The sequence below is a fragment of the Marivita geojedonensis genome, assembly GCF_002115805.1.
Lineage (GTDB): Bacteria > Pseudomonadota > Alphaproteobacteria > Rhodobacterales > Rhodobacteraceae > Marivita > Marivita geojedonensis.
In genome coordinates, this window is sequence record NZ_JFKC01000013.1 from 41,367 (window position 1) to 64,151 (window position 22,785).

The 22,785-nt window shown below is 59.6% G+C and carries 30 protein-coding genes; 26 read left to right on the top strand and 4 right to left on the bottom strand.

Annotated features, from left to right (window positions below; translation table 11 throughout):
• Window positions 1-57: 57 nt before the first annotated feature.
• Complete coding sequence (locus MGEO_RS13215; RefSeq protein ID WP_233139922.1) at window positions 58-753, top strand: hypothetical protein; 696 nt, start codon at window positions 58-60, stop codon at window positions 751-753.
• Between the two features lie 276 nt (window positions 754-1,029).
• Here MGEO_RS13215 and MGEO_RS13220 read toward each other — a convergent pair whose 3' ends face one another.
• Window positions 1,030-1,980 (bottom strand): LysR family transcriptional regulator, encoded by a 951-nt coding sequence (locus tag MGEO_RS13220; RefSeq protein ID WP_143746274.1) that lies wholly within the window; start codon window positions 1,978-1,980, stop codon window positions 1,030-1,032.
• A 59-nt stretch (window positions 1,981-2,039) separates the two neighbouring features.
• On the opposite strand from MGEO_RS13220, the gene MGEO_RS13225 reads away from it, so the two are divergent.
• The 10 genes from MGEO_RS13225 to MGEO_RS13270 all read left to right on the top strand — a co-directional run bounded on the left by MGEO_RS13225 (window position 2,040) and on the right by MGEO_RS13270 (window position 9,755).
• Entirely contained in the window at window positions 2,040-2,834 is a 795-nt protein-coding gene (locus MGEO_RS13225) for an ABC transporter ATP-binding protein (RefSeq protein WP_085638520.1), read from the top strand.
• 64 nt (window positions 2,835-2,898) lie between these two features.
• On the top strand, window positions 2,899-3,669 hold the full coding sequence (locus tag MGEO_RS13230) for an ABC transporter substrate-binding protein (RefSeq protein WP_085638523.1): 771 nt from the start codon (window positions 2,899-2,901) through the stop codon (window positions 3,667-3,669).
• A gap of 89 nt (window positions 3,670-3,758) precedes the next feature.
• Window positions 3,759-4,448 carry an ABC transporter permease gene (locus tag MGEO_RS13235; protein ID WP_085638526.1) on the top strand — a complete coding sequence of 230 codons (690 nt, stop codon included), beginning with the start codon at window positions 3,759-3,761 and terminating at the stop codon, window positions 4,446-4,448.
• Window positions 4,449-4,452: 4 nt separating this feature from the next.
• Window positions 4,453-5,235 carry an ABC transporter permease gene (locus MGEO_RS13240; protein WP_198948110.1) on the top strand — a complete coding sequence of 261 codons (783 nt, stop codon included), beginning with the start codon at window positions 4,453-4,455 and terminating at the stop codon, window positions 5,233-5,235.
• A 54-nt stretch (window positions 5,236-5,289) separates the two neighbouring features.
• Window positions 5,290-5,916, top strand: a complete 627-nt coding sequence (locus tag MGEO_RS13245) for a cysteine hydrolase family protein (protein ID WP_085638529.1) — start codon at window positions 5,290-5,292, stop codon at window positions 5,914-5,916.
• A 6-nt stretch (window positions 5,917-5,922) separates the two neighbouring features.
• The gene (locus tag MGEO_RS13250; RefSeq protein WP_085638532.1) at window positions 5,923-6,831 is read left to right on the top strand and encodes a DMT family transporter; all 909 of its coding nucleotides are present in this window, start codon (window positions 5,923-5,925) and stop codon (window positions 6,829-6,831) included.
• The gene (locus MGEO_RS13255) at window positions 6,812-7,861 is read left to right on the top strand and encodes an ornithine cyclodeaminase (RefSeq protein ID WP_085638535.1); all 1,050 of its coding nucleotides are present in this window, start codon (window positions 6,812-6,814) and stop codon (window positions 7,859-7,861) included. Before MGEO_RS13250 ends, MGEO_RS13255 begins: the two co-directional genes overlap by 20 nt.
• A 4-nt stretch (window positions 7,862-7,865) precedes the next feature.
• On the top strand, window positions 7,866-9,026 hold the full coding sequence (gene argE / locus MGEO_RS13260) for an acetylornithine deacetylase (RefSeq protein ID WP_085638538.1): 1,161 nt from the start codon (window positions 7,866-7,868) through the stop codon (window positions 9,024-9,026).
• 22 nt (window positions 9,027-9,048) lie between these two features.
• The gene (sugE, locus tag MGEO_RS13265; protein WP_085638541.1) at window positions 9,049-9,369 is read left to right on the top strand and encodes a quaternary ammonium compound efflux SMR transporter SugE; all 321 of its coding nucleotides are present in this window, start codon (window positions 9,049-9,051) and stop codon (window positions 9,367-9,369) included.
• A 17-nt stretch (window positions 9,370-9,386) separates the two neighbouring features.
• Entirely contained in the window at window positions 9,387-9,755 is a 369-nt protein-coding gene (locus MGEO_RS13270; protein ID WP_198948113.1) for a RidA family protein, read from the top strand.
• A gap of 218 nt (window positions 9,756-9,973) precedes the next feature.
• Here the strand turns inward: MGEO_RS13270 and MGEO_RS13275 are convergent, their stop codons facing one another.
• The 3 genes from MGEO_RS13275 to MGEO_RS13285 form a co-directional block, all read right to left on the bottom strand.
• On the bottom strand, window positions 9,974-10,201 hold the full coding sequence (locus MGEO_RS13275; protein WP_085638546.1) for a hypothetical protein: 228 nt from the start codon (window positions 10,199-10,201) through the stop codon (window positions 9,974-9,976).
• Window positions 10,202-10,366: 165 nt separating this feature from the next.
• A complete protein-coding gene (locus tag MGEO_RS13280; RefSeq protein ID WP_068241761.1) occupies window positions 10,367-10,624 on the bottom strand; it encodes a helix-turn-helix domain-containing protein in 258 nt (85 codons plus the stop codon).
• 124 nt (window positions 10,625-10,748) lie between these two features.
• Window positions 10,749-11,009, bottom strand: coding sequence for a hypothetical protein (locus tag MGEO_RS13285; RefSeq protein ID WP_085638549.1), 261 nt, complete (start codon window positions 11,007-11,009; stop codon window positions 10,749-10,751).
• A 203-nt stretch (window positions 11,010-11,212) separates the two neighbouring features.
• On the opposite strand from MGEO_RS13285, the gene MGEO_RS13290 reads away from it, so the two are divergent.
• The 15 genes from MGEO_RS13290 to MGEO_RS13355 all read left to right on the top strand — a co-directional run bounded on the left by MGEO_RS13290 (window position 11,213) and on the right by MGEO_RS13355 (window position 22,776).
• Window positions 11,213-11,566, top strand: coding sequence for a hypothetical protein (locus tag MGEO_RS13290; protein WP_012187165.1), 354 nt, complete (start codon window positions 11,213-11,215; stop codon window positions 11,564-11,566).
• Between the two features lie 43 nt (window positions 11,567-11,609).
• Entirely contained in the window at window positions 11,610-12,224 is a 615-nt protein-coding gene (locus tag MGEO_RS13295; RefSeq protein ID WP_085638552.1) for a lytic transglycosylase domain-containing protein, read from the top strand.
• 107 nt (window positions 12,225-12,331) lie between these two features.
• Window positions 12,332-12,616, top strand: a complete 285-nt coding sequence (locus tag MGEO_RS13300; RefSeq protein ID WP_085638700.1) for a TrbC/VirB2 family protein — start codon at window positions 12,332-12,334, stop codon at window positions 12,614-12,616.
• A complete protein-coding gene (locus MGEO_RS13305) occupies window positions 12,609-12,887 on the top strand; it encodes a type IV secretion system protein VirB3 (protein WP_008327373.1) in 279 nt (92 codons plus the stop codon). Before MGEO_RS13300 ends, MGEO_RS13305 begins: the two co-directional genes overlap by 8 nt.
• Window positions 12,877-15,252 carry a VirB4 family type IV secretion/conjugal transfer ATPase gene (locus MGEO_RS13310; RefSeq protein ID WP_085638554.1) on the top strand — a complete coding sequence of 792 codons (2,376 nt, stop codon included), beginning with the start codon at window positions 12,877-12,879 and terminating at the stop codon, window positions 15,250-15,252. The genes MGEO_RS13305 and MGEO_RS13310 overlap by 11 nt, the downstream gene beginning before the upstream one ends.
• On the top strand, window positions 15,249-15,416 hold the full coding sequence (locus MGEO_RS21570; protein WP_170102910.1) for a hypothetical protein: 168 nt from the start codon (window positions 15,249-15,251) through the stop codon (window positions 15,414-15,416). The genes MGEO_RS13310 and MGEO_RS21570 overlap by 4 nt, the downstream gene beginning before the upstream one ends.
• Window positions 15,417-15,471: 55 nt before the next feature.
• The gene (locus MGEO_RS13315; protein WP_085638557.1) at window positions 15,472-16,560 is read left to right on the top strand and encodes a lytic transglycosylase domain-containing protein; all 1,089 of its coding nucleotides are present in this window, start codon (window positions 15,472-15,474) and stop codon (window positions 16,558-16,560) included.
• On the top strand, window positions 16,560-17,369 hold the full coding sequence (locus MGEO_RS13320) for a type IV secretion system protein (protein WP_085638559.1): 810 nt from the start codon (window positions 16,560-16,562) through the stop codon (window positions 17,367-17,369). The genes MGEO_RS13315 and MGEO_RS13320 overlap by 1 nt, the downstream gene beginning before the upstream one ends.
• 17 nt (window positions 17,370-17,386) lie before the next feature.
• On the top strand, window positions 17,387-18,040 hold the full coding sequence (locus tag MGEO_RS13325) for a virB8 family protein (protein WP_085638562.1): 654 nt from the start codon (window positions 17,387-17,389) through the stop codon (window positions 18,038-18,040).
• Between the two features lies 1 nt (window position 18,041).
• Window positions 18,042-18,737 (top strand): TrbG/VirB9 family P-type conjugative transfer protein, encoded by a 696-nt coding sequence (locus tag MGEO_RS13330; protein ID WP_085638565.1) that lies wholly within the window; start codon window positions 18,042-18,044, stop codon window positions 18,735-18,737.
• On the top strand, window positions 18,734-20,113 hold the full coding sequence (locus MGEO_RS13335) for a TrbI/VirB10 family protein (protein WP_085638568.1): 1,380 nt from the start codon (window positions 18,734-18,736) through the stop codon (window positions 20,111-20,113). Before MGEO_RS13330 ends, MGEO_RS13335 begins: the two co-directional genes overlap by 4 nt.
• 4 nt (window positions 20,114-20,117) lie before the next feature.
• A complete protein-coding gene (locus MGEO_RS13340) occupies window positions 20,118-21,104 on the top strand; it encodes an ATPase, T2SS/T4P/T4SS family (RefSeq protein ID WP_085638571.1) in 987 nt (328 codons plus the stop codon).
• Complete coding sequence (locus MGEO_RS13345; RefSeq protein ID WP_085638574.1) at window positions 21,101-21,289, top strand: hypothetical protein; 189 nt, start codon at window positions 21,101-21,103, stop codon at window positions 21,287-21,289. The genes MGEO_RS13340 and MGEO_RS13345 overlap by 4 nt, the downstream gene beginning before the upstream one ends.
• Window positions 21,286-21,690: a hypothetical protein gene (locus MGEO_RS13350; protein WP_085638576.1), complete on the top strand. Its 405-nt coding sequence runs from the start codon at window positions 21,286-21,288 to the stop codon at window positions 21,688-21,690. The genes MGEO_RS13345 and MGEO_RS13350 overlap by 4 nt, the downstream gene beginning before the upstream one ends.
• A gap of 6 nt (window positions 21,691-21,696) precedes the next feature.
• Window positions 21,697-22,776, top strand: a complete 1,080-nt coding sequence (locus tag MGEO_RS13355) for a type IV secretion system protein (RefSeq protein WP_085638579.1) — start codon at window positions 21,697-21,699, stop codon at window positions 22,774-22,776.
• Window positions 22,777-22,785 lie beyond the last annotated feature (9 nt).

A 22,785-nucleotide genomic window follows, 5' to 3' on the forward strand; every position in this document is an offset into this window, starting at 1 on the left:
TGTTGCGATAGTATATTTTCGTATGTATGCTGAGGTCTGTCACAGAGGGTCCTCAGCATGCGTCATTTACTAAAGAAGCTTCTCCCCTCGGTCGTAGTCGCTTTAACCGTGACAGGCCTTTCGCTACCGATGTCCGCCCGAGCGCAGACATACCCGATCGATTGCGCGATCCTCTTGTGTCTCTCTGGCGGTTGGCCTGCTTCAGTTCCTTGCGCCCGAGCCCGCGCCGAATTCATTCGGCGGATTACGCCCTGGCCGGTGGAACCGCCACTGCAAATCTGGCGCTGTCCCATGGGCGCCTCCTATGAGAGCGATCGGCTATCAAACAACGCTGGCCGCATCTTCGAGATCTTGTACCGGCCCGATAGCCGTAGACCACTCCAATCCTTGCCAGTCGACGATCTCGTTCTCGCCGACCGGGCCCTCCAGCTTATTCAGGACCGCGCGGACATCGATATCAGCGGACCTGAATTCAATTTCGTGCGGTCCATCCGTGTCTATGATGTCCGGTATGCGCGACAGCATGAATCTGGACGTGACGGCGACTGCAACCGTAGCGCCACCGTGGTCCTCGGCACATACGGAACCCAAGGCGACTTCGCCTGGCAGAGGTCCTCCATCACCGCCCTACCCTCCGCCCATATCGGTCTTGAACGCTGGGGCCAGAATTGCCCCGGCATCTATCACCGTTCCGTCTTCGTCGACTGGCGTGACTATGAAGGGAACTACGGCTTTGAGCAGGTGAACTACTAGCGCCTACAAAGACAGCGTTGGCATTCATCCGTATTGACCTAAGTGCTCTGAGTTACTCAATTACCGGTCGTTCGCTGCTGACGATGCCAAAGTCTGTAGAGCGGACTTTGCTGCCGTTAGCCTCTGGTGCACCAATGGCAGCTATCTCCGGATTGCGACTGGAGCTAAGTTCAGTAAAAGCTGGCCTCCGGGCTTTCACCGCGCGGCATCATAGTGTCCGCCGCGCAAGTTGCCGCGTGACAAGTCCGCTGTGATTTCGCGCTATTCCCAGCTGACTTAATCAGCCAATGCTGAGCTTTTTTCCAGCAACCAAACCGTAAATGTGTCGACTGCTGCTTTTCTGGATGCTCTTCGAGGGGTTGCCACTGAATACCAGACGCAACGAATTTGCCGATCGTCCAACCGGACCAGCATACCGGATTTCATTTCCTTGGCGCAAAGAATGTCATCGGCCAGTACAATGCCTTCTTCATCCACGGCAGCGTCAATGGCCAAAGAAAGATCTGAATAGACCCGCCCCTGCTGCCATCGTATTTTGCCGGGCTCGTGCTCGACAAACCAGTTGTGCCAGATCTCCCGACCATTGTCGTGGATCAGAGGAGCATCGCTCCAGTCGATTTTACCATCTTGGGAAAGCAACCTGTCACGGACCCCTGGCGCGCATGCCGGGTAGCCATCTATCGGGAACAGGCGATGGCGTTTCACACCGGCCGCCGGAAGTCGTGTTTCGAAGTGAATGATCAGGTCAGCATGGCCTTCGCCAAGCTGGGGTGGTTGCCAGGCCGGCCGCAGGTCTATGTCGATCTTTGGGAAAAGGTCGCAAAACTCGGTGATACGCTTGCGCAGCCACAAAGAGGCCAACGCCGGTTCCGCACTGATGGTCAGAGTGCCCTTTTGTGTCGCCCTGAGAAGATCGCTGCACGCGTCGCTCAGGGTCTGAAACCCGCCCGAGATACGCGGAAGCAGCGCACGCCCATCTTCACTGAGCACAATCCGGTTGCCGGAACGGGTGAACAGTTCCGTACCGAACCAGGCTTCGAGGTTTTTCACATGCTGGCTGACAACCGAATGGCTGACGTTCAGCTCATCCGCCGCCCTGGAAATACTTTGATGGCGTGCGGCGGCCTCGAAGGCGCGTAATGCGTTCAAGTGGCGAAGCGACGTTGTCATTGTTGCAGCGTAGCGAAAACAGACGCTCAGGGCCAGTTTTTCCTGTTTTTCGATCACGAATTCGCTCGTTACCGTTTGGACAGCCTTCACAACCACCAGGACAGACAGGACGCTTCATGGCCCAGCCGCAAGCAAAACCCGAGGCCGATCTTTCCCTGCAGGTGCAGGACCTGCACAAATCCTACGGGAAGGTCGAGGTCCTGAAAGGGGTTTCGCTGGAAGCACGACAGGGCGACGTCATCTCCATGCTGGGGTCTTCCGGGTCTGGGAAGAGCACGTTTCTGCGCTGTCTCAACCTTCTGGAAACTCCGAACTCGGGCACCGTCACGGTGCATGGCGAAGACATCAAGATGGCGACGGATCGCCATGGGGTATTCAAGCCATCTGACGCCAAGCAGGTCGAGCGCATCCGCGCACGTTTGGCTATGGTGTTCCAGTCTTTCAACCTTTGGTCACACATGACCGTTCTGGAAAACGTGATCGCCGGGCCAATTCACGTTCTGAAGCAACCGCGTGCCGAAGCCATCGAAAAGGCAAAGGCTGTGCTTGAGCGGGTCGGAATGTACGATCGGCGCGACTACTACCCGTCGCACATTTCCGGGGGGCAGCAGCAACGTGCCGCCATAGCCCGGGCCCTCGCGATGGAGCCAGAGGTCATGCTGTTTGACGAGCCGACCTCGGCGCTGGATCCGGAGTTGGTGGGAGAGGTCCTAAAGGTGATCCGGTCGCTTGCCGACGAAGGGCGCACAATGATCGTCGTCACGCACGAGATGGGCTTTGCCCGCGATGTATCGTCTGAGGTCATCTTCCTTCATCAGGGGCTGGTCGAGGAACAAGGCGCGCCCGATAAAATGTTCACAAACCCCAACTCAGCACGTTTCAAGGAATTCCTGTCGAATACCAGGAACTGACCACGGGTCATGCCGCGCTTCCAATCGGGCAGGCCCGCATCACTCAACACAGGGAGTAGACAATATGAAACTCAAAAAAACACTGATCGCCTCCGTTGTCAGCGCCGTGGCGCTGTTTGGCGGGCAGGCCATGGCCGACACGCTTCGCATTGGTGTGGAAGGTGCCTATGCGCCATTTTCTATGAAAGAAGCCGACGGCACGCTGTCGGGTTTTGACATCGACATCGCAAATGCTTTGTGCGCCGAGCTCAAGCGTGAATGTGAACTGGTCGAGCAGGAATGGGACGGCATGATCCCCGCGCTGATCGCCAACAAGTACGACGCCATCGTCGCGTCGATGTCCATCACCGAGGACCGCAAGAAAAAGGTCGACTTTACTGAGAAGTACTATGCCACCCCAACGCGCTTCATCGCCAAGGAAGGCGCAACTTTCGAACTCACCCGTGAAGGGACCAAGGGCGTGAAGATCGGTCTTTTGCGTGGCACAACCATGCAGTGCTATGTCGAGAAACATTTCCCCGAAGCCGACATTAAGCTCTACAACACCCAGGAAGATGTGTTCGCCGATCTGGTCGCCGGGCGTCTGGACATGCAGATCAACAATACGCTGCAAGCAATTGACGGTTTCCTGAACACGCCGCAAGGCAAGGGTTTCGCATTTCTTGGCGACGACCTTGATGACGTGGCCTGTCTGGGTGAAGGCACCGGTATCGCCGTGCGCAAAGGCGATCCGCTGGCGGGCGAGTTGAGCGCCGCGATCAAGGCTATTCGTGCAAACGGAACCTACCAGGCGATCAACGACAAGTATTTCGACATCGATATCTACGGCAAATGATCCTGTAGGATCACCCGTTGCAGCAGGGGCGCCCGTTCCCCAGTCCCTGCTGCCTTTCACTTCAAAAAACTTGAAACGGACAGAGACTCATGGGCCTGATTTTCGAATATCGGCAAATCCTGATCGAAGGGACAATTGTTACGATCTCGCTCGCTGTTCTGTCACTGCTTCTGTCGGTGGGTTTCGGATTGTTGGGGGCTTTCGCCAAGCTTTCACCGTCTCGTGGCCTGCGGCGTATCGGCAATCGTTATACTACCTTTGTCCGCAGCGTGCCCGAGCTGGTTCTGATGATGCTGATCTTTTACGGCGGCCAGGCGCTGCTCAACGATATCGGCCAGGCTACCGGCCTTTGGGGGTATGTCGACGTCAACCAGTTTATTGCCGGGGTCCTGACGCTTGGGTTCATCTTCGGTGCCTACATGGCCGAAACCTTTCGCGGCGCCATCCTGGCCATTCCGCGCGGCCAGATCGAGGCCGCCCTGTCGGTGGGCATGAGCGCGCGGCAAGTCTTCACTCTGGTCACATGGCCACAAATGGTGCGGTATGCACTGCCGAGTTTCACGAACAATTGGTTGGTGCTGGTCAAGGCCACCGCCCTTGTGTCGGTGATCGGGCTACATGACCTCGTCTGGAATGCCTTTTCGGCAGGCCGGTCCAACCACGCGCTGTTCACCTTCATGTTCGCGGTCCTGGTCATCTACCTGATCATCACGGCTGTTTCCGACGGCGCACTTCGCTGGGTCGACCGCAAATACAGCGTCGGCGAGAGAAAGGCCTGAAGCCATGGAACCCGAACGCACTTTCCTTGAATATCTGCGCGATATTAGCGAAACCACGGCCCCGCTGGACTTCATGCTAATCTTCGACAACCTGGACAGGTTCGTCGAAGGCGCATGGGTCACACTGCAACTGACGTTCCTTGCGCTGCTGCTGGGCGGGCTGATCGCCATTCCGCTGGCCATTGCCCGGGCTTACAGAAAACCTGTCCTGAACCCGATCATCTGGGGCTACACCTATGCGTTTCGCGGCACACCTTTGCTGGTGCAAACCTACCTGTTCTATTTCGGACTGGGCCAGTTCGAAGCGGTTCGCAACAGTTTTCTCTGGTCTCCGATCCTGAGCGATCCGTGGTGGTGTGTCCTGATCGCCTTCACGCTCAACACTGCTGCTTACACGACCGAATTCCTGCGCGGCGCCATCGAAACCACACCACGCGGCGAGATCGAAGCGGCAAAGGCCGCCGGCATGTCCCCCTGGACCCGGATGCGGCTGGTGGTGTTGCCAAGCGCCTTTCGCCGCGCCTTGCCCGCCTATTCCAACGAGGTGATCTTCACGCTGCACGGCTCTGTCATTGCCAGCACCGTGACGTTGCAAGACCTGCTTGGCGTCGGACGCTGGCTGAACGGACGCTACTACCTTGCCTACGAAGGCTTCGTAACGGCCATGCTGTTCTACATGGCTATTGTCTTCATGATCTCGCTGGCCTTCAGATATGCCGAAAAACGCTACCTCAAGCATTTGCGCCCCCGCGAAACGGAAAAATCGCCGCGCCCCGCGCTCGCCTGAAGACGCAGCCCAACCAAACCCAAACTGTCAACAGCTCTGTCGAAAGGGATACTCATGGCCGACACCAACTCCAAGAAACGAGACTTGATCGAAGGCCGTCCCGCGCTGATTGTCATCGACATTCAGAAATCAACCTTCGCCCCGATCCCCGACGACGAACGCTCGATCGCGCACATGCCCGATTATGCAGATCGCATGGCGCGTTCGAAGGTCGCCATCGACAAGGCCCGTGAAGTGGGTATCCCGGTGATCTTCATCCAGGAAATTCACCGTGCGGATCTGGTGGATTTTGGGCGAGAGCTGGACGGAGACGAGTCAATTCATTGCCTCGATAGCAACCCGCTCACTGCTTTCGCTGAAGAAGAGCTTGGCATGCGCCCCGATGACTATCGGATTTCCAAGCGCCGTTATTCCGCTTTCTATGGCACCGATCTGGAAATCCTCTTGCGCGGCCTCAAAGCCGAGACATTGATCCTTGTCGGTGGCCTGACAGATGTTTGTGTGCACTACACCTTTGTCGATGCGCATCAGGGCGACTATTTCTGCCGGGTGATCGAGGATTGCGTGGCAGGCTCCAGTCTTGCAGCGCATCAGGCGTCGCTCAATGCGATGGAATACCTGCAACATGGCGCGATCCGCTCTATTGACGAGGTTCTGGCCGCCATGACCGCACAAGCCTGATCCCCCATGCACAGCACACAGAACATCGCCGCGGCGGGTCTGGCGCTCGCCGCGTCGGCGATCCTCAGCTTCATCGACAATTTCGTGGCTTCCGTGGCAGAAGAAGCCGGACTATGGCAGTTTCAGCTGTTCCGCAGCCTGTTTGCTCTTCCCTTCCTGATAGTGGTCGGCCGGATGACTCGTCGCTCGATCCGCCCGGTGAACCTCAGGGGCCTGATCGGTCGCAGCCTGGCGGTTTCCGTCGGGCTGTTGATCTATTTCGCCTCGCTTGGCGCCTTGCCCGTTGCCCAGGCTGGCGCGGGTCTATTCAGCGCTCCGCTTTGGGTGGCGCTGTTGACGGTCTTTCTGTTCCGCCAACCCCTTGGGGTCACAGGAGTGTTCGCTGTGGTGCTGGGTTTTGCCGGTGCGCTGATGTTGCTCCAACCCGATTTCCAGACTCTGACGGTCCTGTCGTTCATGCCGCTGGCCGCCGGTTTCTTCTACGGGCTCGGCATGATGCTGACCCGCCGTTGGTGCGCCGACGAAAGCCCCGTCACACTAGCCATCGGCATCTTCCTGACCATCGGTTTGGCCGGTTTGCTCATGTCGGGGGTTGTCACGATCTGGCCGGGAGAGGCCTTCATCACTGCCCCCTGGGCCACCCCATCGGCGCGCTTCCTGTGGCTCACCCTGTTCCAGGCCGCCGGCGCCGTAATCGCCGTGACCCTGATTGCGCAAGCATACCGTATCGGCACCCCTGCCGTGGTGGCCGTGTTCGAATACTCCTTTCTGATTTTCGCCAGCCTCTGGGCCTTCCTGCTCTGGGGTACCGCAACCAACCTTCTCGCATGGGCAGGGATCACGGTCATCCTGATTTCAGGTCTGCTCATGGCGATGACTCAAAAGAGGACCAAAGATGCCACTGCTGCCATCTGACCTTGCTTATGTGCCATTTGTTTCAGTCGAACACATGATGGGGCTTGTTCATCACCTCGGCATCGAGCGAATGCTGCGCGATCTCGCCGATGAGATTGAAGCCGATTTCAAACGCTGGGAGCTGTTTGACAAAACACCCCGTGTGGCCAGCCATTCGGACGTCGGCGTGATCGAACTGATGCCGACTTCGGATGGTGAAATGTACGGGTTCAAGTATGTCAACGGCCACCCCAAGAATACGAAGGACGGTTTGCAGACAGTCACCGCCTTCGGCCTTCTGGCGGATGTGGACACAGGCTATCCCAAACTTCTCTCCGAAATGACCCTGCTGACCGCCTTGCGCACCGCCGCTACTTCGGCGATGGCAGCGCGCCATCTTGCGCCGAAGGGTACCACAACCATGGCAATGATCGGCAACGGCGCTCAATCGGAATTCCAGTGCCTCGCTTTCAAGGCGATCTGCGGTATCGACACCGTGCGCCTGTATGACATCGACGAGGCGGCGACGGAAAAGGCCGCGCGCAACCTGGCGGCCAGCGGTCTGAAAGTCGTGACGTGCAAATCGGGTGAAGATGCCATGGAAGGTGCGCAGATCATCACCACCTGCACGGCGGACAAACAATACGCCACGATCCTGACCGACAACATGATCGGCCCGGGCGTTCACATCAACGCGATCGGCGGCGATTGCCCCGGCAAGACCGAACTGCACCGCGACATCCTGCTGCGCTCTGAGATATTTGTGGAATATCCCGAACAAACATGGATCGAAGGCGAAATCCAGCAGTTGGAAAAAGACCACCCGATCACCGAGCTTTGGCGTGTTATCACTGGCGAGGCGCAAGGCCGCCGGGATGACAAGCAGATCACACTGTTCGATAGTGTCGGCTTTGCGATCGAAGATTTTTCCGCTTTGCGCTATATCCACAAGGCGGTTCAGGGCACCGGATATTTCACAAAGCTCGACATGCTAGCTGACCCAGATGATCCACGCGATTTGTTCGGCATGCTGAACAGATCGAAAGGTTGAGATCATGGAACTGACCGCGCGGCAGCTCCTGGAGCGGCTTGTCGCTTTTCCGACAGTCAGCGATCAAAGCAACCTGGAGCTTGTGAATTTTGTCGAAACCTACCTGCAAAGCCATGAGATAACCCCGACAAAAGTCATGAATCCGGAAGGAGACAAGGCCGCCCTTTACGCCAATATCGGACCTGAAACTGCTGGTGGCGTCGTTCTTTCGGGGCACACCGACGTGGTTCCGGTCAAGCGACAGGATTGGCGCAGCGACCCGTTCACATTGACCGAGCGCGATGGCCGCCTTTATGGGCGCGGCACATGCGATATGAAAGGGTCCGACGCGCTTGCGCTGGCAGCGGTTCCGCTGGCTTTGCGTAAACCGCTGAAACGCCCCCTTCAGATCGCCCTCAGCTATGATGAGGAAACCGGGATGACCGGCGCCCCGCCGATGATCGACCACATGCTGTCGCATGGCCTGCCACGGCCGGGCGCGGTCATCGTAGGCGAGCCGTCGATGATGAAGGTTGTGACAGGCCACAAAGGTGGCTTCGGTTACCAAGTGCATGTGCGCGGACACGAGGTGCATTCCTCGATGATGCATGAAGGGGTCAGCGCGGTCATGATGGCGGGCGAACTGGTCAGCTGGGCCAACCGGATGAACCGCCAATGCGCGCAGGCCACGCCAGGCGCGCTGGCGGGTGATTTCGTGCCCCCCTACACCACAATCCATGTCGGGACGATCTCTGGCGGGACAGCTCACAATATCACCGCCCGCGATTGCCGTTTTGAAATCGACTTTCGCGTGGTGCCGGGCGAAGATCATTCAGAGTGGCAACAGAAATTTCTTGGCGAGGTTGCGGCGCTGCAACGCCAGATGCAGGCCATCCATCCCGATGCCCGGATAACGGCCGATCAGGATTTCGGGGTTGCTGGCCTCGCGCCTGAAACGCAAGGCGAGGCAGAAAAACTGGCGCGGCGTCTGACCGGAGACAATGCCACGCATGTGGTGAGCTATGCTACCGAAGGTGGCTTGTTTCAGGAACGAGGACTATCAACGGTCATCTGCGGCCCCGGAGACATCGCCCAGGCCCACCAGCCAGATGAGTTCATGTCACTCGACCAGTTCCAAAAGGGCGAGATCTTCATGGAACGGCTGGTCGAAACGCTGTGCGTCTGATGCCACAAGAGTAGATGCCCTGATGCCCTGGATCATATTGTTCGTTGCCGGCCTGTTCGAAACCGGGTGGGCCGTCGGGTTGAAATACACCGAAGGGTTCACCCGAGCGGGCCCAACCGTGCTGACGGTGGTGTCGATGGCCATCAGCCTGGGCCTTCTGGGCCTTGCACTGCGCAGCATCCCACTGGGCACCGGCTACGCCGTCTGGACAGGTATAGGCACAGTGGGCACCGTCTTGTTTGGCATTATCTTCTTTTCAGAACCCGCGACGCCCGCGCGTCTGGCCTGTGTCGGCCTGATCCTCGCCGGGATCCTTGGACTGAAACTCGTTGGCACTTCTTGAAAACCAAAGGAAATCCGATACCTAAAATTAGACGCTCTCACATCGGCGATCGCATGAGCCAGATCGTGATCCATGGCAACACTATCTATTTGGCCGGGCAGGTTGGCACGGCCAATGCCAGCGTGACACGGCAGACGCAGGAATGTCTCCGAAACATCGACACCCTGCTGGCTGAGGTCGGTTCAGACAAATCCCACATTCTCCAGACAACGATCTGGTTGGCCGACATGAAAGACTTTGGTGAAATGAACGCCGTTTGGGACGCGTGGGTTCCAAACGGCCATGCACCGGCCCGCGCCTGCGGAGAGGCCCGGTTGGCCACTGATGCTTACAAAGTAGAGATGATCGTGATCGCGGCTTTGCCGGAAACCGGAGAGGCAGGCTGATTTCTGGCATGGAAGTAGCCTTATGTGGCAGCCCAGAAGGCGGGACAGGTCCGGCTCTATGCTGGGCAATGTCAGCTAAGCGTGCTTCGCAGTAATTCGAGGCTTGCACGACATTCGGTAAAGTGGGCTCAGAGTCCGCATTCGCCGCGTTCGGCTCCAATGTCTGGTATGCTCGCGGACCCTATCCATCAATATGAACTGGCGGCTACCTGAGAGGCCTATTTGCTGTCGCCGCTTCCGATCCGCTTCAAACCGTCGAAGTCGATTTCCTGCTTCTGTTCCGCAGTGAGATCCGGCCGGATTTCCGATACCGGCTGGGGCCCGTGGACGTCCCACATCACCGCATGCGCGCCTGTAGTCCAGCGATATACCCAACCAACAATGCTGTCCCCATCGGTCCCGATCAGATTGGCGATCGCGACGCCTTCACCTTTATCATCGTCCACTGTTTACTGACTTCCTGCACTATGGCGCTGCAATCGCGGCATCGTGTTTCCAGGCCTCGCCTGCACAGCATGACGCAATTGGTGGATGTTGGTTGATACTCTTCCTTGAAGGAGCTCACTTCACATGAAAACGTCCAATACGGAGCGCCCCAAAATTCTTTGTTTTCAAATCTTGTGGTCGGGCTCCGTGGCGGCTTCGACAATCGACAGGACTTCATTTTTGTCAAAGCCAATGACCCTCGCCAGAACTGTAAATTCCACCACGTCGATACGACGCTCGCCGCTTTCGAGACGCGCCACAAATGACTGGTGGCGTTTGAGCTTCGCCGCCAACTGCTGCTGGCTGAGACCCGCATTCTGACGTGCATCAACCAACGCACGGACGAGCGCCAACTGGCCATTTGTTCTGATTGTTTTCGCCACGCGTCACATACCTTTTGTGACGTCGCTAGCGGATGAAATCTGTTATCTAAAAAGTAGATATTTGAGGGTGTTATCGGCGTCTGGTTTCCAAGGGGTGCACGTCTGGTGCATGCCCAGTGGCCCATCAATCCCCCACCAGTTCCAGAAACCGACCGTAGTCCAGACTGACTTCGCGAGCTTCCTCAAAAGCACGCGCACGCTCCTGCTCGAGGCAGCGAAAGTAGTCCTGAATGTCCGCGATGTAGACCTCAAAGTCCCGTCGGATGATGTCGGCATAATCCCGGGCGGCCTGCGAATCGCTTGGAACGAAAGGCCTGACAGGGGCGAGACAGGATCCGGCCTGGCTTGCGACCGGAGCGAGCATCAGCAAGGCCACAGCCTGCATCTTCACCCATCGGCTCAACCGCAGGTTTCTGAAACCCCTATTTTCCTTGATAGACGCCAATGGCCGTGCCTAGAGTTTGAGTAACCGAGATACAGCCGTATCTGCCGCATTATATCTTGCGGTTAATAATATACTATCGTAACTCTGGGCTTCAAGTGGGAATGCCCGGACGTTGCGCGTTTGGAGAAAGCGTGAGCCGGGCCATGAACTGGGACATAGAAGCACCAAATGTGGTTACGGAAGCACGTTTCCGCGAACTCGTGGAAAGTGGCTATAGCGCTGAAATCCTGTGCCAGGAGTCGGCACACAAGAAGGGCCCGAGTTATTACGGGGTCTGGATCATGCGTGTCGTCTCTGACGAGGGCGTGGAAAAACTGCTGGTCACGGCCCGCACCCGGACGACTTACAACGACATCAAGATCCGCGAGTTCAAGACCATTACGGGCGTGGTCTCCTTCCTTATCGGCATCGGTTTCTCCCATGCCGATGTCCCGCTCGAGGAAGGCCAGCGGACGACACACAAGCTGGCTGCGACCGACAAGGGCGGCAGCAAGTAGCCTTTTCCTTTTCTGGTTCCTGACGGGTTCCGCCAATGCGCAGATGGTACTGGTCATGGAGAGCGATGGCTCTCTGACCCCGTCCCGCTCTCAAGACAGCTTTGCACGAAATTACAATGACGGCATCGGCCAGGGGTCCGCTGCTGATGAACTGGCGATCCTCGGCGAGACTGGACTTGGGCCAGACGAAATCCAGGTTGCTGCCCCAGCGCGGCCTGCGCCTCTGCCCCGCGCCGATGTTCTGGCGGCCATCGAGGCCACCGCGCTTCGCTACGCCGGGCATCCCGGGCTTCGGCGCACGGATCTCTCGGTTCGCGATTGGCTGACCCTCTACCGCGCCAATATCGAGGTCGAGAGCGCCTACCAGCAGGATGCGATCTCAAGCGCAGGCGCCCTCGGTCTTGGCCAATTGATGCCCGCGACGGCACGCGATCTGGGTGTCGACCCGCGTGATCCGCTGCAGAACCTTGACGGCTCCGCCCGATACCTCGCGATGATGCTGGAGACGTTTGGCGATCCGCGTCTTGCCCTCGCTGCCTACAACGCTGGCCCGGAAGCGGTCCGCCAGCATGGCGGCATTCCCCCCTACAGAGAAACCCAGAACCACGTGGCCCGTGTCATGGCCGTCGTGGCCCGATTGGAAGGATCAAATTCATGATGTCCCAACCTTTTTGGAAATCATTCCTCAAAACACTTATCGCCAATGTCACGAGAGCGCGCAGCGCGGCAGTGCATTGGCGATACCGCTATTTCCAAACAAATTGGATTTCACACCTATTCGTCGCCTCTTTGGCGCTGTTCCTGCTCGTTGCCGAACCTGCGCTTGCGCAAAGTATCGATCTCTCGCCGATCCAAAGCCTGTTGCAAGGTATCGTAGATGCGCTGACCGGCCCGCTTGGTGTTGTCATCGCAACGCTGGCGGTGCTCGGCGTTTTCTTGAGCTGGTTCTTCAACATCATCGATCTGCGACAGGCCCTCTGGGTTCTCGTCGGAATCGCAGGTGTCGCCGCCGCTCCCACTATCGTTGCCGCGGTCTTCGCCGGTGGCTGAACGCTCGCCCCTCTTTCTCGGCCTCGTGCGTCCGCCGAAGCTTCTGGGCCTGCCCATCATGTATGCGATGGTCTGGCTCTTCGGCTCTGTGCTGCTCTTTGTCTGGGTGCAGCACATCGCAGTGCTGGGCGTGGCCGCCCTGCTCTATCCGGTGTTGTGGAAGGCCGCTGACTGGGACCCGCGCTTCATCGACGTGATGATGACGGCGCTGCAGGAGACGCCACCGACGCGGAACCGCTCCATCCATGGCGGGGACAGCTATGCGCCCTAATACAGCTTTGGATGAAGCCTTCGATCTCCGCACAATGACGCCGGACTGGTATGCCCGAGAGACCCGCCTCGCGCATATGCTGCCGTACGTCAGCCTGGTCGATGACCACACCGTGCGCACACGGGTGAACGAGCTTTTTCAGTGCATCCGGCTCGACGGGGTCAACAGCTACACCACAGATGATGCCTATCTCGACAAGGTGACCGCGCTTTTTGCCCGGATCATCGCGCAGCTGGGGCCGGAGTTCAGCTACTACGTCCACAAGGTCTCGAAGGCGATCAAGCCGGAGCTCGAGCCCATACGCGAGGACAGTTTCGCTGGAGAAGTTGACCGCCTGTGGCGCGCGAAACTCGAAAACAGCGGCTTGCGCGACAAGACGTTGACCCTCACGGTCATTCACCGCCCGCCCCCCAAGAGCGTCCTGCCCTTCCTCAATCGCAGCGCTCCGGACCGGTTGAAGGAGGCAACCGAGAAACGCCTTCGCCGATTGGGCGAGGCCGTGAGCGTGTTCCTGTCGGGCCTGACGGAACTGAATCCGCGCGTGCTAACAGCCAAAAGCGGCGAGCTGATCGGCTTTCTGGGTGCCCTCAACACCGGCCAGGAACTGCCGCTCTATCCGGCGAACACCTACGGCTTTCTGTCCTTCAACGTGGCCAACACGCGAGTGACGTTTCAAGGAGATCACTTCGAGCTCTCCGAAGGCGTCGTGGGGCATCGCTACGGCAAAAGCTTCACAATCGGGGAATACTCCGAGGCCACCTCCTGCACCATGTTCGACATGCTGAACCTGCCGGTCGACATGATCGTCACGCATTCCTTCACGCCGATCAATTCGAACCTCATGGCGGGTCGGATCAAGCGGCAAAAGCGTCAGATGCAAGCCAGCCAGGATGCGGCCCTGTCGCTGATGGAAGCCCTCGACATCGCAGCCGATGATCTCGAGGCCAAGCGCCAGAGTTTCGGTGAGCACCACATGGTCGTGACGATCTTCTGCGATACGCTCGACGAGTTGCAGAGCTTGAGCGCCGAGATCGTGAACGCCGCCGCCGCCGAAGGCGTGAAGATGATTGGCGAGCGGGTCGCGGCCAAGGCCCATTACCTCAGCCAGCATCCCGGCAACCAGCCCAAGCGCGTGCGCGCCAGCGCGATCACCAACCGCAACTTCGCGGATTTTGCGGCGTTTCATCGGACCCAGCTCGGCAAGCCTGCTCAGAAAACCCCCTGGGGCAAAGTCATCACCTACCTACCCACGCCAGAGCAAAGCGCCTACCGGTTTTCCTATCACGAGCAAGGCAGTCCCGAGAAGGAACCGACCAGCGGGCATACGCTGATTATGGGCCGACCGGGGTCTGGCAAGTCGGTGCTGTCGGCCTTTCTGATGACGCAAGCCCGTCGAGCAGGGGCGCGGATCTTCGTCTTCGATTACCGTCTCGGTATGGAGATGGCGGTCCGCGCCAATGACGGGCGCTACGCGTCTTTGAAAGCCGGCCAGCCCACGGGTCTCAATCCCCTCTGGACCGAAACCGATAGTCGCGGCACGGCCTGGCTCTCGGATTGGCTCGCCACCCTGCTTTACCGTGCCGACAAACCACTCACGCCTGCGCAGACCAACCGCATCCAGGAGGTCGTGCGTCAGAACGCGCAGGCCACGAACCCAGCCTTGCGAAACTGGCGCGACTTCGCATCGCTTTTTGTGTCCACCGATGATGGCGGCGATCTGCACCAGCGCCTGCTCGAGTGGACCGAAGAGGGCCGCTACGGCTGGATATTCGGCCAGACGTTGGAAGACACGTTCTCTCTGGAAGGCGATGTCGTCGGTTTCGATCTGACCGGCATTCTCGACAGCGAGGCCGAGAAAGAGCGCATGGCCGTCCTCTCCTATCTCTTCCGCCGGGTCGAGCGCGAGATCGAGGACCGCCGCCCCACCATCATCGTGATCGACGAGGCCTGGAAGGCACTCGACAACGCGTATTTCGCCGAGCGGCTGTCCAACTGGCTGGTGACCGCGCGCAAGCAAAACACCGTCGCGGTGATGATGACGCAATACGCAAGCCAGCTCGAGCGCACCCGGACCGGCAAGACGATTGTCGAGGCCGTGCCGACGCAGATCCTGCTTCCTAACATCCGCGCCCATGCTGCCGATTACGCGATGCTGAACCTCTATGAGAAGGAACTCGACGTGCTTCTCAACACCGGCAGCGACAGCCGCCTTGCGCTCATCCGCGATGACCAGGGCTCAATCGTGGTCGATGCAGATCTCAGCGCCCTCGGAGCCAATCTCACCATCCTCGGCGGCATGGAGAAAGGCGAGGCGCTCGTCGGCGCTGATTACCGCGACCGCCCGGACTTCTGGAGGCTTTCATGACACGCATTTTGTTGTTTCTCGCCGCGCTCGGCGTTTTGGCTTCCTGCGCCCAGCACCAGGAACCGCAGGCCAATTGCTTTACCTTCCTCGCCGCGACGGCCCCTGTTGCGCCCGATTGCACCTTCACGCCCCTTGGAGCGCCGGAGGGCGACATTGAAGTCTAACCTACGCCATATCATAACGCTTTGCCTGCTGCCCGGTCTCGCCCTGTCCCAAGGTGTGCCGACCAATGACAGCGGGCTGACAGTGCGCGATATCGTCGAGACCGGCGATCGTGAAGCCGACCTTGCGATCCAGGCGGACAAGCTGTCCGTGCGCGAACTCATCGCCGAGATCGAACGCGAGCAATTAGCCACCCTGCAACGCATCCTGGATGCCCAGACAAGTTTTGGCGGTCAGGGCCTGCCGGCCATGGTCTCCGGGCTGGAAAATGGCAGCGGCGACCCGGACCGTTCCGTCGAGGCCGTCTATGGCAATGCCGAAATCGATCCCAACCCCGGTGGCGCACAGATGTTCGGGGATGCGGCAGAAAACATAGAGCAGCTCATCATCCGCGTGGCCCAGGAGACCAGCGGCTTTGCCGGCGTTGGCCGCGCGGGCCTTTCTCCGGTCCAATGGCGCGCCCTTCTGCAGGCTCTAATCTGGCAGGAAAGCCGCTTCACCATCGGCGCGCGCTCACCTGTCGGCGCCTTTGGCCTTACCCAGATCATGCCGGGCACCGCCAGCGATCTGGGCATCAACCCGGAATACTATGACAGCCCCTACCTTCAGGTGCATGGCGGCGCGCGCTATCTCGCGAGCCAGCTCAACACATTCGATGGCAATATCATCAACGCCCTCGCGGCCTATAACGCCGGACCCGGCCGGGTTTTCGAATATGGTGGGGTGCCGCCCTTTGCCGAAACCCAGCACTACGTCCAGGTCATCCCCGAACGCTACAATCTCTATCTGAGCCGCATCGGTGGAATTGAAGCGCTCGGCACGATCGATCCGGCGCTCCTCGCCAATGGGAACCTCTCGATCACCGGGCACGGCGCGGCTTTCTATGGCAACAACGCGCCCGCCGCGATCCGACAGGCCGCCCTGCGCATGGCGGATATCGTCGAGCAGATTTCCGAAACGGAAGATGTTCAGGAAAGCATCGCGCTCAATACCTATGCCCGCGCCGAACTCGTGCGCCTCGTCGCCGCCCGCACCCGGCTTCAGGCCGCCCGCACCCGCGTGCTCTCCGCCGAGGAGCTGGCCCAGGCCAGCGCCCGCATGGCCGAGGGCGCGTTCATGAACTTCACGATCAGGGAGATAGACTAGTGGGAAATTTGCTCATGAGGACGGCCTTGGCCACGACGCTTGGGATTGGCCTGCATTTCGCCACCCTCACTCCTGCCATGGCGCAAGGCGTGCCCGTCGTAGATACCCAGAACATAGCGCAAAACATCCAGCAGCTCCGGCAGATGATCGAAGACGAGATCCTGCAAAACGAGCAGCTGACGCAGCTCCGTGAACAGCTTGCCACTCTCACGGAACAACTTGGCGAATTGCAACGGACCTACGAAGCCCTCACCCGCCTTGCCGAACTTCCAGAAATCATCCGCACCGAGATGGAAGACGAACTCAACGGCCTGCTCGACCAGGAATTCGGGGACATCCTCGCCACCATTGAAGCCATCAAGACCGGAGACTTCTCTGGCCTATCCGGTTCTGGCGCAGGCGAAATCGAAACCCAGATGGACCGCGTTCTGGCCGACCTCGGCTTTGACGAGGACACGCTCTCCGAGATGGCCACCAGCGGAAATCCCGGAGCCAATCGCGTGGCGACGCAAGCCACAACCGGCGCACTCGTCTCGGCCGCCGCCCAGAACAGCTATGAGGACGCCGGCCAGTCGCTGGAACGCGTTGACCGACTGGTTGGGCTGATCGATGACATGGACGAACTGAAGGAAAGCATCGATCTCAACACGCGCGTCACGGCGGAACTCGCGATCGCACTTGTCGCTATGTGGCAGCTCGAAGCGGTGCAGACCGTGGGCGACGGCACGGGCGGCGTGATCGATGCCGCCACCATCGCCGAGGAACAGCGCTTCATGGATTTCACGCTGCCGGACCTGCGGGCTGACTGATCGTGAGGGATTGAGGGGTGGCGACTGAACAGGAAATTATCGAAGAAGAGCTGGTCTATGGTGCCCTGCGCCGCGAACGGCTCTGGCAGCGCCTTGGGCTCATCGGGCTCATCTTCGGCATTCTCGGATGCCTGAGCGCGGCGGCCGTTGCCATCCTTGATGTCGATCCGCCGCCCGTGGTCGTGCCCTATGATCCTGCAACCGGCTTCGCACTCCCCGAGGCCTCGGTGGGAGCGACGTCGGTCACAGCCAACCAAGCGGTCATTGAGGCGGAGGTCTTCCGCTATGTGACCGACCGAGAGGTCTATAACCAGCTCGACAATGATCTTCGTATCCGCAGTGTTCTGCGTCGCTCGGACGGGGCGGCCGAGAGCGGGTTGCGCCAAATCTGGAACAGCGCCACCGAGAACTACCCGCCCACGGTCTACGGTCCAAATGCCCGGCTTGATGTGGAAATCCTCAGCATCAACCGCATCGGCACAAACCGCGCCACGGTCCGCCTGCGCAAACGCCTGACCTCCATCAATGGCGTCCAGACCGGGCTTTTCACCGCCACGCTTCTGTTCGAGTTCCGCCCCGAGACCCGTCGCTCCATCGATGAGGTCTGGACCAACCCCTTCGGCTTCACGGTCCTCGAATATTCCATCCGCTCCGACAGATTGGAGAACTAGTTTGCTTAAGAAGGCCCTCGTAACAATTGTGCTTGTGCTGCTGCCCGGCCTCGCCTTCGCCGAAGCCATCCCGCGCGGCGGCCCCAACGACAATCGCGTGCGCTTGGCCACCTATCAAGAGGGCCAAGTCTACCGGCTCAATGTCTCGCTCACCCATGTCACCACGGTCGAATTCGGCGAGGGTGAAAGCATCCGCTCGATCATCGCGGGCGACACCGAGGGCTTCGAGATCGATGGCGTGCCCGGAGGCCAGGCATTTGCAATCAAGCCCGTCGCGCGCGGTGTCCATACCAATGTGACCGTCTACACGAACAGGCGCAGCTACTATTTCAACGTCGAGGAGGTTCGCAGCCCGACCTTCTATGTGGTGCAGTTCCGCTATCCTGATGACGCTGGGCGCCCGACTCGAGCCATCGCCGCCCAAGCGCCAAACTACAATTACGGTGCCAGCGCGCGGACCGAGTTTACGCCAACCCGCATCTGGGATGACGGGACGTTCACGTATTTCGAATTCCCGCGGAACGCGCCGGTGCCCGCAATCTTTCGCTACGCCAATGGCCGCGAACGGACGGTCAACACGCAAGCGACCGAGGACGGCGTCATCCGGGTCTCGGGGGTGAACCGGCAATGGGTTCTGCGGATCGGGGAGGAGGTGGTCTGTATCGAAGCCACACCGCGAGCGGGGATCGGATCATGAGCGACACCGGAAACGCGGACCTCGAAAAGCGCCTCGCTGCCCTCGAACAAGGCAAAGGCGCAGGTTCGCCCCCTGCCCCGCGACGCTCGCCGCTGCTCGCTTTGGTCGTCGTCCTCGTGATCGGTGCCGGCGGTGCATTGCTCTATCTCCTATCCCAACCGGAGGAAGAGGAAGCTCTGCCCACGGCCACTCCGGACGTATTTCAAAACGAAGGCGACGGGTTTGGCGCCATCGAGACCCTCCCCCCACCGGAGCCCGAGGTTGTGTTCGTCGCACCCGATCCGGTCGAGCCCAATGCTGAGCTTCTGGCGCAGATCACCGCCCTGCAGGCTCAGATCGAGGAATTGCGCAACGCCCCTGAACCGGTTGTCGAGGAAGACACCGCCGCCGCAGAGGCGATCGACGCGCTGACCGCTCAGATCGCTGCGCTCCAAGCCGCCTCGGAAGCCGCACAGCAACGATTCCAGGACGAACTGACGGCGCGTGATCGCGAACTGGAGCAACTCCGCATGGACCTAGAACTCGCACAGCTCGAGGCCAATCGCCCCCTTCCCGCACCCATCGGTCCCACAGAGGACGAGTTGCGTGCGCGGGAAGAAGAACGGCTCCGCCGCGAGGAGGAAGCAAGGCGGCTGGCGGAACTCGAACGCAGCGCGGCCGAAGAACGCGCGTTTCAAGAGCGCCGCATCGCCTCGCCCACCATCGCCTTTGGCGGCACCTCCGGCGCGAATGAGACGGCCCTAACCGAACGCACCTTCGGCGAAGTGACGGATTTTGTGCTGAACGGAGCGCTGCCCACGTCCGTGACGCAAGCCGAGGTCATTGCCAATCCGTCCAACACAATCATCCAAGGCACGATGATCCAGGCCGTCATGGAAACCGCTCTCGACAGCTCCCTGCCCGGCCAGACCCGGGCCGTGGTCTCCGAAGATGTCTACAGCTTCGATGGGTCCCGCCTCCTGATCCCGCGCGGCTCTCGTCTGATCGGGCGGTATCGCTCTGGCGTCGATATCGCGCAGCGCCGCGTCACGATCGCCTGGGACCGGATCATCCTGCCTGACAACCAGACCATCCAGATCAGCTCCTTCGGTGGCGATGAATTGGGCCGTTCCGGCGTGACGGGTTTTGTCGACACGCGCTTTGATGAGCGTTTCGGCTCGGCAGCGCTGATTTCACTGATCTCCGCCGCACCAAGCGCCGCCGCCGCAAATGTCCAGGACGAAACAGCCGCGGACGTGCTCGAGGACGTTGGCGATGATCTGGCCGATGCGACGGACAGCGTCATCGGCGACTATCTCTCAATCGGCCCCATTATTTATGTCGACCAGGGCGCACGCGTCACGGTCATGGTCGACCGCGATCTGGAGATATTCTGAGCCCATGTCGCTGAGCTATCTCGAAACCTCGCTCGACCGGATCGACGCCGCCGCCCGCGACGATGTCATCGAGATCTGCATTAACCCTGATGGCACCTGCTGGGGCGAATTCCAGGGCGATCACTTCATGCGCGCGCTGGACCAGAGGCTTACGGGCGTTCAGGTCAGGGACCTCGGCAACCAGATCGCCTCCTCCGCCAACACCACGATGAGCAAGGACCGCCCCATCGTCTCGGTCTCGGTCACCTACAAGGGGCGCCCGATCCGCGCACAGGTCATCACCCCGCCCGCCGTGCTCTCGGCCATGTCGATCAGCCTGCGGTTCTTCTCGAGCCTGCCACTCGAGGGCATCGCACTCGATTTCCTCTTTGGCAAGGAACGCAAGCTTGAAGAACTCCGCCTCGAGAAAACGCGCGAACTACGCGAGATCGTGGCCGCCGGCGTCATCGACGATGCGCTGGCTTTCTGCGTCGACAACAAGCTCAACATGATCGTTTCTGGCGGCACCTCCACCGGCAAGACCGTCGCCGCGCGCAAGATCCTCTCACATGTACCGTCCGAGGAACGCATTGTCACCATCGAAGAAGCCGCAGAGCTACTGCCAACCCAGCCCAATGCCGTGACCCTCATCGCCAATCGCGACGCGGAATTCCAGTCCGCCGATGTGCTGCTCACCGCGACACTACGCTTGCGCCCCGACCGGATCATTCTGGGCGAGGTGCGCGGCAAGGAAGCCATGACCTTCCTCGAGGCGATCAACACTGGCCATGGCGGGTCCATGACCACGCTGCACGCAGAAACCCCGCAACTTGCCGTGCAGCGTCTGGCCATCGCCGCACTCAAGACCGAGATCCCGATGACCTATGCCGACATGATCCAGTACATAGAGAACTCCATCGATGTGATCATCCAGGCCGGTCGCCACGATGGCCGGCGCGGCATTACCGAATTCTACCTCCCCGGCGCAACTGAGATCGGAGCTTCCCAATGAAGACCTTTGAATATGACATCCTGTTTTTCCAGGTGAAGAAGCAAAAGGACTACGACGCGATGAGAAGCGCCTTGAATGAGCGCGGCGCGGAGGGGTGGGAAGTCATTACAGCTGAAGCCGGTGACTACGGCTATACCACGTTCTTGAAGCGCGAGACCGCTGATACGAAGGCAGCATCAGAATGATGCGAGCCGCTGCAATCGGAAGCCTGCTCGTCGCTCTCAGCGCAACCGCTGGCGTCGCTGAACGGAACCTGATCCCAACCCTCGAAAACCAACCGGATGTCTGCCCTAATCAACCTCCAGAGCCAGAGTGGATGCAGAACATAGATGTGCGCGAGTCCCACAAACGGCTCCTGATCCAACAGATCTATCGGGCGCAGAGCATGCAACGCATCGTTGAAGCCCAAGGCTGTGAATGTCCTACGCGGTATCCGCCCTGGGAGGCAGCTGAAGGCGTCTTCGTCGAGAATTTCGCCGCATCTGAATACTGGGACATCGTGGAAGCGACGTCAGAATACCGACGGCAGGCAAATGATCTTCGGCGCGAAGCCATGCCAATCTGCGAAGCTGCTGGAAACTGGTAGGGCTCCATGAGTGTCGTCACCTACTTCGTGGAAACGGCTGAAGGCTATCTCAATACCGCTGCCGAGACACAATTCGGTGCGGTCGCCGCAACAGTCGGAACGATGCTGGTACTCGGCACTACGCTCGTTGTCATTCTGGTTTTCATCAACACGCTCTACCAGTATCGCGCCATGGACGGGCGCACGGCATTTTGGCTCGCCGTGAAGGTCGGGCTGATAGGCGCATTTGCAACCAACTGGGTGCAGTTCAACATCCTTGCTGCGGCGATCCTGAGCGGGATCGACAGCATTTCCGGATCACTCGTTGCCTCTGTCGGCGGCGGGTCACCCGGACCGTCTGGCACCTTTGCAGAGGAGTTCGATGACCTGATCGCGGCACTCGGCGACTATCTGAATGCCGCTGGATCTGAACTGAACTGGATGGCCGGTGCCCTGTTGGACACCCTAGGGGTTTTGCTGCTCTCGATCCTCGGTGGCTTGGCGGCGTTCATCGTCGTTGCGTCCAGGCTCATGATCGCTCTGCTGATCGGGATCGCGCCGGTCATGATCTTCCTGACCCTCTTCGAGGTGACCAAGGACTATTTCGCACGCTGGCTTTCGGCGCTGATTTCCTTTGCGATGTACCCCATCGTTGTTGCCGGTGTGTTCGCAACGATCACAGGTGTCTCGCGTGCGCTACTTGCAGAGCTGGGCGACCCGGAAGGCGCCTCCAACATCGGCGCGCTCATCCCCTTCTTCATGATGGTGCTGATGGCAAAGGGATTCATCATAGCAACGCCATTCCTGGTGCGTGCGATTTCTGGAAACATCATGATGCCGGCACTCTCGGCCGGCTTCGGCGGTAGCTATGCCTTTGCCCGAGGGCTCGCTGGCAGCCAACAAGTCTACAATCGGTACGCCCTCGGAGGTGCGACTGGCGCGGAGTATGCAGCCCTGCGCGCGCGCCAATTCTTTGGTGTGCAAGCGTTACCAAGCCGACCCAACACTGCGGGAGGGCCAACGGCAGCTCCTCCCGGCGATGGGACCGGGACTGGCGCTCGGATGCTTGCGCAGCTTTCAAGGTTGGGTCGTCTAGGAAGACGGTGACGGCCCATG

Bases quoted from the DNA above. Each gene is read 5' to 3' on its own strand.
- argE (WP_085638538.1), top strand. From the start codon at position 7,866: ATGGAACTGACCGCGCGGCAGCTCCTGGAGCGGCTTGTCGCTTTTCCG.
- MGEO_RS13340 (WP_085638571.1), top strand. From the start codon at position 20,118: ATGTCGCTGAGCTATCTCGAAACCTCGCTCGACCGGATCGACGCCGCC.
- MGEO_RS13345 (WP_085638574.1), top strand. From the start codon at position 21,101: ATGAAGACCTTTGAATATGACATCCTGTTTTTCCAGGTGAAGAAGCAA.
- sugE (WP_085638541.1), top strand. From the start codon at position 9,049: ATGCCCTGGATCATATTGTTCGTTGCCGGCCTGTTCGAAACCGGGTGG.
- MGEO_RS13245 (WP_085638529.1), top strand. From the start codon at position 5,290: ATGGCCGACACCAACTCCAAGAAACGAGACTTGATCGAAGGCCGTCCC.
- MGEO_RS13235 (WP_085638526.1), top strand. From the start codon at position 3,759: ATGGGCCTGATTTTCGAATATCGGCAAATCCTGATCGAAGGGACAATT.
- MGEO_RS13250 (WP_085638532.1), top strand. From the start codon at position 5,923: ATGCACAGCACACAGAACATCGCCGCGGCGGGTCTGGCGCTCGCCGCG.
- MGEO_RS13335 (WP_085638568.1), top strand. From the start codon at position 18,734: ATGAGCGACACCGGAAACGCGGACCTCGAAAAGCGCCTCGCTGCCCTC.
- MGEO_RS13355 (WP_085638579.1), top strand. From the start codon at position 21,697: ATGAGTGTCGTCACCTACTTCGTGGAAACGGCTGAAGGCTATCTCAAT.
- MGEO_RS13310 (WP_085638554.1), top strand. From the start codon at position 12,877: ATGCGCCCTAATACAGCTTTGGATGAAGCCTTCGATCTCCGCACAATG.
- MGEO_RS13290 (WP_012187165.1), top strand. From the start codon at position 11,213: ATGAACTGGGACATAGAAGCACCAAATGTGGTTACGGAAGCACGTTTC.
- MGEO_RS13350 (WP_085638576.1), top strand. From the start codon at position 21,286: ATGATGCGAGCCGCTGCAATCGGAAGCCTGCTCGTCGCTCTCAGCGCA.
- MGEO_RS13240 (WP_198948110.1), top strand. From the start codon at position 4,453: ATGGAACCCGAACGCACTTTCCTTGAATATCTGCGCGATATTAGCGAA.
- MGEO_RS13215 (WP_233139922.1), top strand. From the start codon at position 58: ATGCGTCATTTACTAAAGAAGCTTCTCCCCTCGGTCGTAGTCGCTTTA.
- MGEO_RS13255 (WP_085638535.1), top strand. From the start codon at position 6,812: ATGCCACTGCTGCCATCTGACCTTGCTTATGTGCCATTTGTTTCAGTC.
- MGEO_RS13230 (WP_085638523.1), top strand. From the start codon at position 2,899: ATGAAACTCAAAAAAACACTGATCGCCTCCGTTGTCAGCGCCGTGGCG.
- MGEO_RS21570 (WP_170102910.1), top strand. From the start codon at position 15,249: ATGACACGCATTTTGTTGTTTCTCGCCGCGCTCGGCGTTTTGGCTTCC.
- MGEO_RS13295 (WP_085638552.1), top strand. From the start codon at position 11,610: ATGGTACTGGTCATGGAGAGCGATGGCTCTCTGACCCCGTCCCGCTCT.
- MGEO_RS13285 (WP_085638549.1), bottom strand. From the start codon at position 11,009: ATGCAGGCTGTGGCCTTGCTGATGCTCGCTCCGGTCGCAAGCCAGGCC.
- MGEO_RS13225 (WP_085638520.1), top strand. From the start codon at position 2,040: ATGGCCCAGCCGCAAGCAAAACCCGAGGCCGATCTTTCCCTGCAGGTG.